The 13264-nt window shown below is 63.2% G+C and carries 14 protein-coding genes and 1 pseudogene; 8 read left to right on the top strand and 7 right to left on the bottom strand.

Annotated features, from left to right (window positions below):
• Positions 1-3: 3 nt before the first annotated feature.
• Positions 4-1002 (bottom strand): cobaltochelatase subunit CobS, encoded by a 999-nt coding sequence (gene cobS / locus JQ558_RS06525; RefSeq protein ID WP_212209768.1) that lies wholly within the window; start codon positions 1000-1002, stop codon positions 4-6.
• Positions 1003-1315: 313 nt separating this feature from the next.
• On the opposite strand from cobS, the gene JQ558_RS06520 reads away from it, so the two are divergent.
• The gene (locus JQ558_RS06520; RefSeq protein WP_212293146.1) at positions 1316-1972 is read left to right on the top strand and encodes a DedA family protein; all 657 of its coding nucleotides are present in this window, start codon (positions 1316-1318) and stop codon (positions 1970-1972) included.
• Here the strand turns inward: JQ558_RS06520 and JQ558_RS06515 are convergent.
• Positions 1965-3179 (bottom strand): citrate synthase family protein, encoded by a 1215-nt coding sequence (locus JQ558_RS06515; protein WP_212293145.1) that lies wholly within the window; start codon positions 3177-3179, stop codon positions 1965-1967. The two genes, JQ558_RS06520 and JQ558_RS06515, sit on opposite strands and share 8 nt — an antisense overlap.
• Positions 3180-3253: 74 nt before the next feature.
• Here JQ558_RS06515 and JQ558_RS06510 point away from each other — a divergent pair, with 74 nt between their 5' ends.
• Positions 3254-4345 (top strand): citrate synthase/methylcitrate synthase, encoded by a 1092-nt coding sequence (locus tag JQ558_RS06510; RefSeq protein ID WP_212293144.1) that lies wholly within the window; start codon positions 3254-3256, stop codon positions 4343-4345.
• Positions 4346-4517: 172 nt separating this feature from the next.
• Here JQ558_RS06510 and JQ558_RS06505 read toward each other — a convergent pair whose 3' ends face one another.
• Positions 4518-5174 carry a J domain-containing protein gene (locus JQ558_RS06505; RefSeq protein WP_212037041.1) on the bottom strand — a complete coding sequence of 219 codons (657 nt, stop codon included), beginning with the start codon at positions 5172-5174 and terminating at the stop codon, positions 4518-4520.
• 108 nt (positions 5175-5282) lie between these two features.
• Between JQ558_RS06505 and JQ558_RS06500 the strand changes: the two genes are divergently transcribed.
• The 4 genes and pseudogenes from JQ558_RS06500 (at position 5283) to JQ558_RS06485 (ending at position 7901) form a co-directional block, all read left to right on the top strand.
• Positions 5283-5561, top strand: a complete 279-nt coding sequence (locus JQ558_RS06500) for a BolA family transcriptional regulator (protein ID WP_212209772.1) — start codon at positions 5283-5285, stop codon at positions 5559-5561.
• A gap of 33 nt (positions 5562-5594) precedes the next feature.
• Positions 5595-6110, top strand: coding sequence for an ATP-binding protein (locus JQ558_RS06495; RefSeq protein ID WP_212293143.1), 516 nt, complete (start codon positions 5595-5597; stop codon positions 6108-6110).
• A 145-nt stretch (positions 6111-6255) separates the two neighbouring features.
• Positions 6256-6699 (top strand): hypothetical protein, encoded by a 444-nt coding sequence (locus tag JQ558_RS06490; protein WP_249142363.1) that lies wholly within the window; start codon positions 6256-6258, stop codon positions 6697-6699.
• 87 nt (positions 6700-6786) lie between these two features.
• Positions 6787-7901, top strand: a pseudogene (locus JQ558_RS06485) (IS630 family transposase).
• Positions 7902-7960: 59 nt separating this feature from the next.
• Here JQ558_RS06485 and JQ558_RS06480 read toward each other — a convergent pair.
• The 3 genes from JQ558_RS06480 to JQ558_RS06470 all read right to left on the bottom strand — a co-directional run bounded on the left by JQ558_RS06480 (position 7961) and on the right by JQ558_RS06470 (position 11185).
• Positions 7961-9307: a hemolysin family protein gene (locus JQ558_RS06480; protein ID WP_212215207.1), complete on the bottom strand. Its 1347-nt coding sequence runs from the start codon at positions 9305-9307 to the stop codon at positions 7961-7963.
• A 64-nt stretch (positions 9308-9371) separates the two neighbouring features.
• Complete coding sequence (gene aroB, locus JQ558_RS06475) at positions 9372-10514, bottom strand: 3-dehydroquinate synthase (RefSeq protein WP_212215209.1); 1143 nt, start codon at positions 10512-10514, stop codon at positions 9372-9374.
• On the bottom strand, positions 10511-11185 hold the full coding sequence (locus JQ558_RS06470) for a shikimate kinase (protein WP_212293142.1): 675 nt from the start codon (positions 11183-11185) through the stop codon (positions 10511-10513). The genes aroB and JQ558_RS06470 overlap by 4 nt, the downstream gene beginning before the upstream one ends.
• 191 nt (positions 11186-11376) lie before the next feature.
• On the opposite strand from JQ558_RS06470, the gene JQ558_RS06465 reads away from it, so the two are divergent.
• Positions 11377-11523, top strand: coding sequence for a histidine kinase (locus JQ558_RS06465; protein ID WP_212215212.1), 147 nt, complete (start codon positions 11377-11379; stop codon positions 11521-11523).
• On the opposite strand, the gene JQ558_RS06460 is transcribed toward JQ558_RS06465, so the two are convergent.
• Positions 11513-12088, bottom strand: coding sequence for a TetR/AcrR family transcriptional regulator (locus tag JQ558_RS06460; RefSeq protein WP_212215214.1), 576 nt, complete (start codon positions 12086-12088; stop codon positions 11513-11515). The genes JQ558_RS06465 and JQ558_RS06460 overlap by 11 nt on opposite strands.
• Positions 12089-12200: 112 nt before the next feature.
• On the opposite strand from JQ558_RS06460, the gene JQ558_RS06455 reads away from it, so the two are divergent.
• On the top strand, positions 12201-13241 hold the full coding sequence (locus JQ558_RS06455) for an SDR family oxidoreductase (RefSeq protein WP_249142362.1): 1041 nt from the start codon (positions 12201-12203) through the stop codon (positions 13239-13241).
• Positions 13242-13264: the final 23 nt, after the last annotated feature.

Below are 13264 nucleotides of genomic sequence, written 5' to 3'. Positions count from 1 at the left end.
GGGCTAGCTGAGCGCCACGTTGACCGAACTCTCGGCCAGCTCCGCGTTGAAGCAGCGCTGATAGAATTCAGCCACCAGAGGCCGTTCCAGCTCGTCACACTTGTTGAGGAAGGTGACGCGGAACGCAAAGCCGATATCGGAGAAGATATCGGCGTTCTCCGCCCAGGTGATCACCGTACGCGGGCTCATCACCGTCGAGAGGTCGCCATTGGCGAACGCGTTTCGGGTGAGATCGGCAAGCCGCACCATCTTGTTGACGATGTCGCGGCCTTCCTGCGTGCGATAGTGCTTCGCCTTGGCGAGCACGATTTCGACTTCCTCGTCATGCGCCAGATAATTCAGCGTGGTGACGATCGACCAGCGGTCCATCTGGCCCTGATTGATTTGCTGGGTGCCGTGATAGAGGCCCGACGTATCGCCGAGACCGACCGTGTTGGCGGTCGAGAACAGGCGGAACGACGGGTGCGGCTTGATCACCTTGTTCTGGTCGAGCAGCGTGAGGCGGCCGGAGACTTCCAGCACGCGCTGGATCACGAACATCACGTCGGGGCGGCCGGCGTCGTATTCGTCGAACACCAGCGCGATGTTGTGCTGCAGCGCCCAGGGCAGAATACCGTCGCGGAATTCCGTGACCTGCTTGCCGTCCCGCACGACGATGGAGTCCTTGCCGACCAGGTCGATACGGCTGATATGGCTGTCGAGGTTGACGCGCACGCAGGGCCAGTTAAGCCGCGCTGCGACCTGCTCGATATGGGTCGATTTACCGGTGCCGTGATAGCCGGTGACCATGACGCGGCGGTTCTTGGCAAAACCGGCGAGGATCGCAAGCGTGGTGGCGCGGTCGAAGCGGTAATCCGAATCGACTTCCGGCACGTGCGGGTCGACTTCGGAATAGGCGGGCACTTCGAGATCACTATCGATTCCAAAGACCTGCCGGACCGACACCTTCATATCGGGTAGACCGACGGGTTCCGTATTCTTGCTCATGGCGGCGGTCGTCATCAATCCTCCGAGGTCCCGGGCGTTCCCGAAACCAGATTTGTTGAATGGCTGCGGATGGGTGCTGGCTGCGAACCTAGCAGAGAGCAACGGCCGGAAGAAGCCCGCCGCGCAATGAAAGTTCCGCTGCCTTATCATTGAGATAGGCACTGAACTCGATTTTTGGAGGGCAGCCCTGCGAATCACGCCGTACTTTTGCCGGGTGGCCGGGCCAGCCGCCCCGGAACCGGCGCCTCGGGACGGCTCTTCCCCGCCCCTTGGCGAGTTGTTAGGTCTGGGGTCATCAGGCAAACCACGCGACCGCAACGGGAATTTTGTGGCCTCCTTCCTCGATCCTCTGATCGCTTTTGTCTCGGCCCATCCGTGGCTTGCCTACCTGACGCTGTTCCTCGCCGCCCTGCTGGAAGCCGTTCCGGTGGTCGGCTCGCTGGTGCCGGGATCGACCATCATCCTCGCCTTGAGTGCGCTGGTGCCGGGCGGCGAACTGAAATTGTGGGCGGTGCTGGCGGCGGCGATTGCCGGGGCCGCACTCGGCGACGGCACCGCGTTCTGGGTTGGCCATCGCTCGCAGCGCGAGATTCTCAGCGTCTGGCCGCTGAAGAACTATCCTGCCGTGGTGGCGCAGAGCGAAGCCTTCTTCCAAAGCCGGGGCGCGCTTGCGGTGTTTTTTGCGCGTTTCGTGCCGCCGATCCGCGCCTTCGTGCCGATCACGGCGGGCGCGCTGGGCATGCCGCCGCTGCGGTTTTACGGCGTGAATATTCCGGCCATCCTGCTCTGGGCGATGGCCCATGTGCTGCCGGGCGTATTCGCAATCTCCGTGCTGCACGAATATTTCGGGCATCATCACGGCACGGCCAAGCATCTCTGGGTGCTCGCGGTGCTGATCGGTGCGCTGGTTGCGGCGCTTGCGATCTGGATCATCCGCCGCCGCCAGGGCGGCGGTGTGATCGAGCCGGCCAGGCCGGTCAAGTAAGCCGGGCGCGTCCAGGCGCAGGGCCAACATAGCGCGCCCGCGGGCGAATCAGCCGCTCCTGGCGCAGTTGCTCGCTCGCATGCGCGATCCATCCGACCGTGCGGGCCATCGAAAACAGCACCAGTTCATGGCCCGGCGGCAGGCCCAGCGTGTGCACGAGCACCGCCAGCGCATAGTCGATATTGACGAATTCGCCGGTCGCTTCCGCAATGCGTTCCGGGATTTCGTGGGTCAGTTTGCGCTCTGCGCCGGAGCGCGCCAAAGCCTCCAGCAAGGCCTGCGCGCGGGGATCCCCGAGCTTGTAGACGCCGTGGCCGAAGCCCGCGAAACGCTCGCCCAGCGCCACCCGTTCGCGAATCAGGGGCGCGACGTCGCCCTTCGCGAGCGTCTTGAGCAGCTGCGCCGCCAGCACGCCGGCGCCGCCATGCCTGGGACCTTTCAGGGCGACGAGGCCCGCGATCATCGCGTCATAGAGGTTCAGGCCGGTCGACGCCGCGCAGCGCACGGTGAAGGTCGAAGCGTTCAATTCATGATCCGCCAGCAGCACCAGCGCGCGGCGTATCAGATCGGCGGCGTGCTTGTGATCGGGCGCCCAGGCCCTGGCGATCTGCAGGTGCAGCGGCTGCGGCGAGGTCTTCGCGTTCAGCATGGTCGCGACCACCAGACGCAGGATGCGGCCGCCGACCATCGCGCGTCCCTCGGGCGCGCGGGTAAAGGCGCGCGGATCGGCAACGGCCGCGAGCGCCAGCACCGCAATGGCGCGATCGATCGCGTTGGCGCCGCGGGCGGCCTCGGCCACCGCGCGCATTTCATCCGAGATCGACGGGCAATTATCTGATGCAAACGGGTCGACGCCGGTGACGTCCCACAGCAGCGTGGCCGCATGTTCGAGCGTATCGCGCTCGGCGAGATCGACGCAGTTGACACCGCGATAGATCGGGCCGTCCTCGGTGATGGTCGCGATCGCCGAATCCATCACCGGCAAATCCGCATCGAAACTGCGCATCCCGCGCGGCTCCGGCGCCGGCGCCCGCCGCTCCTTCAGCGTGCGGACGTCCTCGGCCCGGTAGCGGTGGCTGCGCGAATCGGCCGACGGCTCGGAGCGGATCAGGCCGCGGCTGACATAGGCGTAGAGCGTCGCCTGCGAGATCGCGAGTTCGGCGGATGCCTCGCGGGCCGATAGATAAAGGCCGGCGGATTTTTTCATATTGATTTACATAATCAAGATTGATCAATCTGTCGAGAGGGCCGACCTTTGCGGTGCACAAAGGAGATCCGACCATGAACATGCAGCTTTCAAAGACCCCGATCGGCCTCGACGGCGTCCCCGCCGCGGAAACCGTGCTGAGCCATGTCGACGGCGAGCGCGGCGAATTGATCATTGCCGGCGAGCGCGTCGGCGAACTGGCGCGCAAGACCGGGTTCGAGGGAGTTACCGCCCGCCTATGGAGCGGCGGCACCGGCCAGCCGGTCGGCGAGGCCGCGGTGCGCGCCGCGCTTGGCGCCGGGCGCGAACGCGCCTTCGCCCGGCTGCCGGAACTGTTGGGAAGCACGCGAGGTCTGTCGATCGTCGATGGTTTTCGCGCGGCGATCGCGGGGCTGCGCGCGGAAGCGGGACTGACGCACGAGGCCACCATTGTCGGCGCATTTCCTGTCATCGCAGGCGCGCTGGCGCAGCGCGCCAAGGGCAGCGATCCAGTGCCGCCCGATCCGACCGCGAGCCATGCCGCCGACACGCTCTCGATGATGCTCAGCCGCAAGCCCGACGGGCGCGAAGCGGCGGCGCTCGACGCCTATTTCGTCACGGTGTGCGACCACGGCATGAACGCCTCGACCTTCACGACGCGCGTCATTGCCTCGACCCATGCCGATCTGTTTGCGGCGGTGACGGGCGGCTATTGCGCGCTGACGGGGCCGCTGCATGGCGGCGCGCCGGAGCCGGTGCTGGAAATGCTCGACGCCATCGGATCGAGCGAACGCATCAAGCCCTGGGTCGACAGCGCACTGGCGCGCGGCGAGCGGCTGATGGGCTTTGGCCACCGCGTCTATCGGGTGCGCGACCCCCGCGCCGACGTGCTCAAGGGCGCGATCGAGCGACTCGCCGGCGGCGGCATGGATCTGCCGTTCGCGGGCGAAGTCGAGGCCTATATCCGCGACGCCTTGAAGCGGAAAAATCCGGACCGGCCGCTCGACACCAATGTGGAATTCTTCACCGCGATCCTGCTCGACGCGCTGAAAATCCCGCGCCAGGCATTTACGCCAATCTTTGCGGTGGCGCGCGCCGCCGGCTGGACCGCACACGCCCGCGAACAGCAGCGCACGGGGCGGCTGATCCGGCCGAGCTCGGCGTATATCGGCCCGATGCCTAAGTGACTCTACGCAGATATCTGCGCGTGTCGCCCCGGCCTTGAGCCGGGGCCCATACGCCGCAGCCTGTATTGTTGAAAAAGGAAGATCACGACCGGCGTGTAAGACAAAGACCGACGGTGGCTATGGGTCCCGGCCCCCCGTGCGCAATTGCGCACTAGGCCGGGACGACAAACAATTACGCCCCGCGCACTACCGTCTTAAGGTAATTATACGCCTTGATGATCTCGATCAGGCGGTCCTCGGTGGAGCGGTCGCCGCCATTGGCGTCGGGATGGTGCTGCTTCACCAGCAGCTTGTATTTTGCCTTCACCGTTTCCAGCGTCGCATCGGGCCCGAGTCCCATCACCTGCAGTGCCTTGCGCTCGGCGTTCATCACTTTTCGGGTTTCGGGCTTGGTCTCGCCGGCAGCGCCTCCCGGACCAGGCCGCCAACGGCCGCGGCCGTTGAGCTCCGAGAACATGCTGAACGGATCGGAAGCGGCGTCGATATCGGGCTCGGCGCCGGCCTTGCCCTTCTTGCCGCCGTTGGCGCCCATCTTCCAGGTCGGGCGGTGGCCGGTCAGCGCATCCTTCTGGTAGCGCGCGACGGAGTCGGCGCTCATGCCCTGGAAGAAATTGTAGCCCTGGTTGTATTCGCGGACGTGGTTGAGACAGAAGTGCCAGTACTCTTTCGAGTTCTCACGGCCCTTGGGCGCGCGGTGCGGGCCCTTGTTCTTGCACTCCGGCCATTCGCACATGGCGGATTCTTCGCGCGCCGCAGCCTGCTGCTTCGCGCTCAGCTTGTTGGGCTTGATGCGAATGGAGTCGAAGAATTTGGATGAATCGATTGGCATGGCTGACTTTGACTACGCAATGCCCAAGGCTTCAAGTCTTGACATTGCGAATACCTCTGTTCCGATCTGGCATTGACGAAAAACGGTCCCGGACGTAATGCCGCCGTCATGAGCACCAAGGACGATATCATAAACAAGTTGCGTGAAGCTTTCGTACCCGAAAGCCTCGACGTAACAGACGAATCACATCTGCATGAGGGCCATGCCGGCCACAGGCCGGGCGGCGAGACACACTTCCGGGTATATATTGTGTCGCCGGCCTTCGAAGGGAAGAGCCGGATCGAACGCCATCGCATGGTCAATGCGACGCTCGACGCGGAACTCAAGGGGTCCGTGCACGCGCTGGCGATCAAGGCGCAGGCACCCGGGGAAACTACGGGCCGCTGACTATATCACCCCTGCCACGGATGTAAGCGTCCGATGACCACGCTGAAGCTCATTGTGATGGCCGGACTTCCCGGTTCCGGGAAGAGCACGCTGGCGGAAGGGCTTTCCCGGCATTTTTCATTGCCGCTATTGTCGATCGATCCGATCGAGGCGGCGATGTGGCGCGGCGGCCTCTTGCGGGATCAAACGGGGATCGCGGCCTATGAGGTCGCACAAGCCCTGGCAGCAGAACAATTGCGGCTCAATCATTCCGTCCTGATCGACGCGGTCAATCCGGTCGAGGCCCCGCGCGCGGCGTGGCGAAAGCTTGCGGCAAAATATCGCGCGGATTTGAAGATCATCGAATGCATCTGCGTCGACCAGGCGATCCACCGCCGCCGTATCGACGCCCGTATCCGCAATATCGAGGGGATGGCCGAGATCGACTGGGCCAGGGTCGAACAACGGCGCGCCGAATATGAGGCGTGGACCGATGCAAGGTTGACGCTGGACACCTCGGCGGAGCCGGCGGATCGGTTGCTCGCGGAAGCGATCCGCTATCTGGCCTGAGCGTACGCCATGCCGTGCAAAGATCGGCCAGGGACGGTGGCAGCGCCTTCATCTTTGTGAGACAATCGGACGCGCGATGGTTCGGTTCGAGAGAACGCGGGGTCGGGCCGACACTGATGCCATCGCCGGCAGATGAGGTCGTCCGATGCGTCGATGGGCACATCAGGGGTTGGCTGCGGCCGTTATGGCGTTGATGGCCGCGTGTCCCATCAAGACCTTCGCGCTCGACATGCCCGGCCCGGCCGCTCAGGAGGTGCTGGTGAAAAGCATCCTGGTGACGCTGAACGACGCGGTCGGATCCGACAATTTCACCGTCCTCCACGCCAAGATCTCAAAACCGTTTCGCGAGCAGTTCCCGCCGGAAAAGCTGCGGGCCGTGTTCAAGGACCTGGTCGAGAAGCACGCGGTGTTCGACGCCGTGGTGGCGCAAAAAATGATTGTCGACGAGGACGCCAGGATCGACGAACAGGGCGTGTTGAAACTGAAAGGCCGTTTCCAGACGGCGCCCAAGCAGGTCAAATACCAGCTTGGCTTCATCGAATCGGAAGGGACGTGGAAGCTCAGCGGCGTTGCGATCGATATTGAATAGTACCGCTAGTGTCCCGAATCTGAAGTTCAGCGGACTCGAAATCGACTCGAAGATGGCGGACCCTCCGCATTTTGGGGAGGGTTGGCTATGGGTCGACGCTTTGCTCCGCTGGAACTGAATGAGGTTGAACTCGCTGAGTTGAGGTCATTGGCCTCGCGCCGAAGCACGGCCCAAGGCTTGGCGCTGCGGGCTCGGATCATCCTGGCCTGCGCTGAAGGCGAGCAGAGCAAGGTGGTTGCGGCCCACTTGGGTATTGATCAGGACACGGTCGGCAAATGGCGCCGGCGCTTCGCCGAGCATCGGCTTGAAGGTCTTTGGGATGAGCCGCGATCGGGAACGCCGCGCACGATCGAGGATGCCCGGATCGAAGAGGTAATTGTCCGCACCCTTAAGACGAAGCCGCCCGACGCCACCCACTGGAGTTCGCGGGGTATGGCACGGGCCAGTGGGCTATCAGTCTCGACAGTCCAGCGGATATGGCGCGCCTTCGGCCTGCAGCCGCATCGGTTGGAGACCTTCAAACTCTCAACCGACCGCGACTTCGTCGCCAAGGTGCGTGACGTCGTCGGCCTCTACGTGGCTCCACCCGAGCATGCCATCGTGCTGTGCGTCGACGAGAAGTCGCAGATCCAGGCGCTGGACCGCAGCCAACCCATGTTCCCGATGCGACCTGGTCAGGCGGCGCGCCGCAGTCACGACTACAAGCGACATGGCGTCACCTCGCTATTTGCCGCCCTCGACATCGCAACAGGCCGGGTCATCGGCAAGTGCTATGGACGCCATCGCGCTAAAGAGTTCCGCAAATTTCTCGATGAGATCGAAGCCGTTGTTCCGGACGATCTGGACGTTCATCTCGTCATGGATAATTACGCAACCCACAAGACTCTGCTGATCCGCAACTGGCTGGCAAAGAGGCCGCGCTGGCACGTGCATCTGACGCCAACAAGTTCGTCCTGGCTCAAATCAGGTCGAACGCTTCTTTGCCCTCATCACAGAGCGCAAAATCAGGCGCGGCATCTATCGCAGCGTGGCGGCGCTACGTGCCGAGATTACGTCCTTCATCGAACATCACAACGCAGACCCAAGGCCGTTCCAGTGGACCAAATCAGCCGACGACATTCTCCGCTCAATCGAACGCTTCTGCGCTTACAACTCGCTTGCGAAGGCCTGAAATGCCACGAACTTTTGGCTCAGGACACTAGATTCTTGTTTTGACGCGTTTTCTTGACGCGAACCGGTGTTCACTTCGCTGGAAAACGCTTTAGAACGCCGTACCGGCCCGCCTCGGCTTCTGTTCTTCGGCTTCGCGCGGCACCGGCCCGATCCGCAAGGCGGTGATGCGATTGCGCTCGCGGCGCAGCACGCGGAAGCGGAAGCCGTGGAACGTAAAACTCTGGCCGCGCTCGGGGATCGAACGCGCCTCGTGAATCACCAGACCCGCGATCGTGGTCGCCTCTTCGTCGGGCAGATGCCAGTTCATGGCGCGGTTGAGATCGCGGATCGGCACCGAACCATCGACCACCACCGAGCCGTCGGCCTGCGCGCGAACGCCGGCCACCACCACGTCATGTTCATCGGAAATGTCGCCGACGATTTCTTCCAGAACGTCTTCCAGCGTCACCATGCCTTCGACTTCGCCATATTCGTCGACGACGAGCGCGAAATGAGTCTTGCGGCGGCGGAACGCCTTGAGCTGTTCGGACAAAGGCCGCATCTCCGGCACGAACCATGGCGGCAGCATGATGGCCGAAACATCGATGTGCGAGGTATCGCCTTCGGAAGCCCGGATCGCGCGCAGCAGATCCTTGGCGTGCAGCACGCCGATGATGTTCTCCGGCTTGTCGCGCCACAACGGGATGCGGGTGTATTCGGTGGCCAGCACCTCGCGCACCAGCTCATCCGGCGGCAGGTCGGCATTGATCATCACCATCGCCGTGCGATGAACCATGACGTCGGACACGGCCAAGTCGCCAAAGCGGAAGACATTTTGAAGGTATTCGGCCTCGCCGCTTTCGATGCCGCCGTGCACGGCCGATTCCTCCACCAGCCCCTCGATCTCGGAGTCGGTGAGGATTTCATGCTGTGAGGATTCCTCCACGCCGAGCATCCGCAAGATTCCGCGCGACGCGGTGTTGAGGAGCCAGTTCAGCGGCCAGAAAACCAGATAGGACAAGTAGAGCGGATACGCGATCCATTGCGAAACCGGCATCGGCTGCCTGATCGCCAGCGTCTTCGGCACCTGTTCGCCGATCACGATATGCAGCGAGGAGAACACCAGGAACCCGGCGAGGAACGACACGAAGTGCAACGTGGCTTGCGACATTCCGAGCGGGATCAGCAACGGCTCGAGCAGCGCCGCAACGGTGGGCTCGCCGACCCAGCCGAGACCGAGCGAGGCCATGGTAATGCCGAGCTGGCAGCACGCGAGATAGGCCTCGATGTTGCCCATCATGCTGTGCAGCAGGCGCGCGCCGAACCGGTCCTGCTCGACCATCGCCCTGATGCGAAACCCGCGGCTCTTCACCAGCGCGAACTCGGCCGCCACGTAGAACGCGTTGGCGGCGAGCAGCAGGAACGCAAGCAGCAGATTGAACGCGGTCGAGCTCATGCCTGCCTCGCGACGGCACCAGGCCCGCGCGACGACTCCATGATGTGCCCTGATAGTCCCACTCTCATTCCGACAGTTTCTGTTGCAGGAAGGCGCGAACCGATGCCGGTTCGACGTCGTTTGCGATCACCGCGCGGCCGACAGTTTCCAGCAGGATAAAGGTGAGCTTGCCGCGCTTGACCTTCTTGTCCTGCGCCATCAGCGCCATTAGCGTATCGGCATCCGCGAGCCCTTCCTGGGCGAAGCCGGCGATGTCCTGCAACCTTGTCGGCAAGCCGACCGAAGCCAGATGACGCTCGACGCGTGCGGCGTCGGCTGGCGAGATCATGCCGAGCCCAGCGGAAAATTCCGCCGCCAGCACCATGCCGACCGCAACGCCCTCGCCGTGGAACAGGCGATCGGAGAAACCGGTTGCGGCCTCCAGCGCATGGCCAAAGGTGTGGCCGAGATTGAGCAGCGCGCGTTCACCGGTTTCGCGCTCGTCGCGCGACACGATCGCGGCCTTGGCGCGGCACGAGGTAGCGATCGCATGCTCGCGCGCCGCGCTGCCGGAAAAGATGCCGGAATGATTGGTCTCGAGCCAGGCGAAGAAGGCTTCATCGCCGAGCACGCCATATTTGGCGACTTCGGCATAGCCGGAGCGGAACTGGCGCGGCGAGAGCGAGTCCAGCACCGATGTATCGGCAATGACAAGCACCGGCTGATGAAACGCGCCGAGCAGATTTTTTCCCTGCGGCGAGTTGATGCCGGTCTTGCCACCGACGGAGGAATCCACCTGCGCCAGCAGCGAGGTCGGCACCTGCACGAAATCGACCCCGCGGCGCAGGATCGCCGCCGCGAAGCCGGCGAGATCGCCGACCACGCCGCCGCCGAGCGCGATCACGAGGTCGTTGCGCTCGATTTTGGCTGCGATCAGAGCCTCGGAGACCTTCTCCAGTCCGGCGTAGGTTTTCGACCCCTCGCCTTCCTCGACGATGACATGCGATGTCGGGATGCCGGCCGCGGCCAGCGACGCTTGCGCCGGTTCGAGCCAATGCTTGGCAACGGTGCGGTCGGTGACGATGGCGGTGCGTACGCCCGGCCGCAGCGCGGCGACGCGCGCGCCAAGAGTCTGCAGCACGTCGCGGCCGATGACGATGTCATAGGCGCGGTCGCCGAGCGCAACATCGACGGTGATGGGATCGGAGTGTTTCAGGGGTGCCGTCATGAGGTCGCGCGTATCCCGTCCGTTGTAGCCGTTGCCGTCGTCGTTGACTCTTTAGTCGTTGACTCCTGGGCCGGCGGCGCGACGGCGCCACACAACCTGCCGCGCAGGGCGTCCAGGCATTCATCGACAATCCGGTCATGCGGCACGTCGCGCGACAGGATCGTGAGATCAGCCCCCTGATAGACCGGCTCGCGGGCTTCGAGCAGCCGGGCGACCGTCGCAACCGGATCCTCGGTCTGCAGCAGCGGCCGGTCTGCGCGACGCTTGACGCGCTTCATGATGACGTCGATGTCCGCCTTGAGCCAGACCGACACCGCCTTGTCGGCGATTCGCTTGCGGGTTTCCTCGCGCATGAAGGCGCCGCCTCCGGTGGCAAGCACCGCGGGACCGCCATCGAGCAGCCGGGCGATCACGCGCGCCTCGCCGTCACGAAAATAAGGCTCGCCATATTTCGAAAAGATTTCGGGAATCGTCACCCCGTCATGGGCAATCTCGATCTCGATATCGGCGTCGAAAAACGGCAACCGCAGCCGCGCCGCCAGCCGGCGGCCAATGGTGGATTTGCCGACGCCCATCATACCGACAAGCACGATCGAACGCCGCCCCAGTGCCGCCGCGATTTCGGCCTCCTGGGGGGTGCTTGCTTGTGCCGGTATGGCGGGCTCGGGCATCCCAAACTCTGTCAGCTGCGCGGATTTTGCGCGTTTCAGCGCCACCTATACTACCCCCGCCGATACCCATGCCAGAGACTCTTGCAACGCCAAGGGGAACATGTAGGTAGTCAGGCGCGGCAAACCCCGATGATTTCAATGGTTAATTCGCGACCCAAGATCACTTTCAAGCCCGCCCTCAAGGCGCCCTGATGCCCAGTCTGTTCCGCTTTTTGACGGTCGTCGGCATTATTGCCGGCATCGGCTATGGCGTGGTCTTCGCGCTGGCGAATTTCGTCAATCCGAAGCCACGGGAAATGACCGTGACCATCCCTCCGGATAAGTTCCTCAAGAGATAGCGGCGCGCAGCAGGCGCATAAAAAGCTGCATCGCCGCTTGGAGTTTTGCCTCGTCGCCGGGCGCGTGCTTGATCCCGTCCATGGCTGCGACGACCACGTTGGCGATATCGACCGGCTTAGAATTCACTCGGTCCAAAGCGACGACGCGCGCGGCTTCCGCATCGGCCAACGCCTGCGCCAGCAGATCCACGAGCGTAGCACGGGCAACCAGCGTGATGTCCTTGGCCAAGGCCATGTTGACCTCGAACAGTTCGACTGCGTCCGAACTGGAAGCGAATGGCGCGATCAAGCCGTGATGAAAGGCGGCGATGGCGCTTTCGATCCGGCTAAAAACATCACCATTGCCACCGAGCGCCGCCTCGACTTGCCGCATCGTCCTGGCATGGGCCCGCGTCGATCCGGCCCGGAACAACTCCTCCTTGCTGCCGAAGCTCAGATAGAGGGACGCCCGGGAAATGTTCGCCGCCCGTGCGATGTCCGCCATCGAAGCCTTGCGAAAGCCGTGACGTACGAACACCGGCAGTGCCGCATCAAGGATGTGGTTGGATTTGGCATCAAGTTCCATCGTTTGGACAGATTGACAGTTCTTGTCCGATACGTCAAAAGACAAATGGACGATTAATGTCTAATCGTCCATCAACGCATCTGCTGTGGAGGCATGCGAAAGAGGACTGAACATGGGTTCGCAATTAGAAAATGGCGTAGTCACCATTCTGGTGACTGGAATCGGCGGCTTTCTCGGCGGGCATATCGCCCGGCAATTACTGGCCCAAGGGTACTATGTTCGCGGCAGCGTTCGCCGCATGGGGCATTGCGACAAGATCAGGGACCAGGTCTGCCCTGACGTGGCGGCCGACGGGCACCGAATCAGCTTCATCGAAGCCGATCTTCGCTCCGATGCCGGATGGGATGCCGCGGTCGCCGGATGCCGCTATGTGATCCACTCCGCCTCCCCCTTTCCGTCAACCCTGCCCAAGGATGAGGATGACGTGATCCGGCCCGCGCGGGAGGGCGCCTTGCGGGTGCTGCGGGCAGCGCAGCAGGCTGGCACGATGCGCGTCGTGATGACTTCCTCGATCGCGGCAACCAACCACGGCAACGGTCAAGCGCCCTATACGGAGGACGATTGGACCGATCCGACCAGCCTTCGGGCAACGCCTTACTACAAGTCGAAGACGCTGGCCGAACGAGCCGCATGGGCCTTCGCCGACGAAACCGGACTTGATCTTGTCGTCATCAATCCCGGCATCATCTTCGGACCATTGCTAGGTCCGGACTATGGAACATCAGTCGGACTGATCCAGCAGATGATGAGCGGCAAGCTCAAGCGGGTGCCGAGGTTCGGCGTTGCTGTCGTCGACGTCCGCGATGCAGCTGACGCCCATATCCGGGCGATGACACATCCGGAAGCGTCGGGTGAGCGCTTCATCGCTGCCGGAAAGTTCTTCTGGATGCGAGACATGGCCGCCGCGCTAGCCAACTCGTTTCCGGACTATGCCTCCCAATTGCCCTCTGGCGAAGTGCCGAACTGGGTCGTCCGCATGATGGCGCCGTTCAGCGCACGTTCGCGCATGATCGTCCATGAACTCGACCGTGATCTCAGCGTCTGTGCCGCCAAGGCGACGCGGGTGTTGGGCTGGCAACCACGACCCGAAAAGGAAGCGATCTGCGCCAGCGCGCAAAGCCTGATCGACCACGGCCTGATCGCAGCCTCCTGAACCTTCGTAACCATCAACAGCGG

This window comes from Bradyrhizobium sp. AUGA SZCCT0160, from assembly GCF_018130105.1.
Lineage (GTDB): Bacteria > Pseudomonadota > Alphaproteobacteria > Rhizobiales > Xanthobacteraceae > Bradyrhizobium.
Note: the sequence above shows the minus strand (reverse complement) of the source record. Positions and strands in the feature narration are given on the sequence as shown.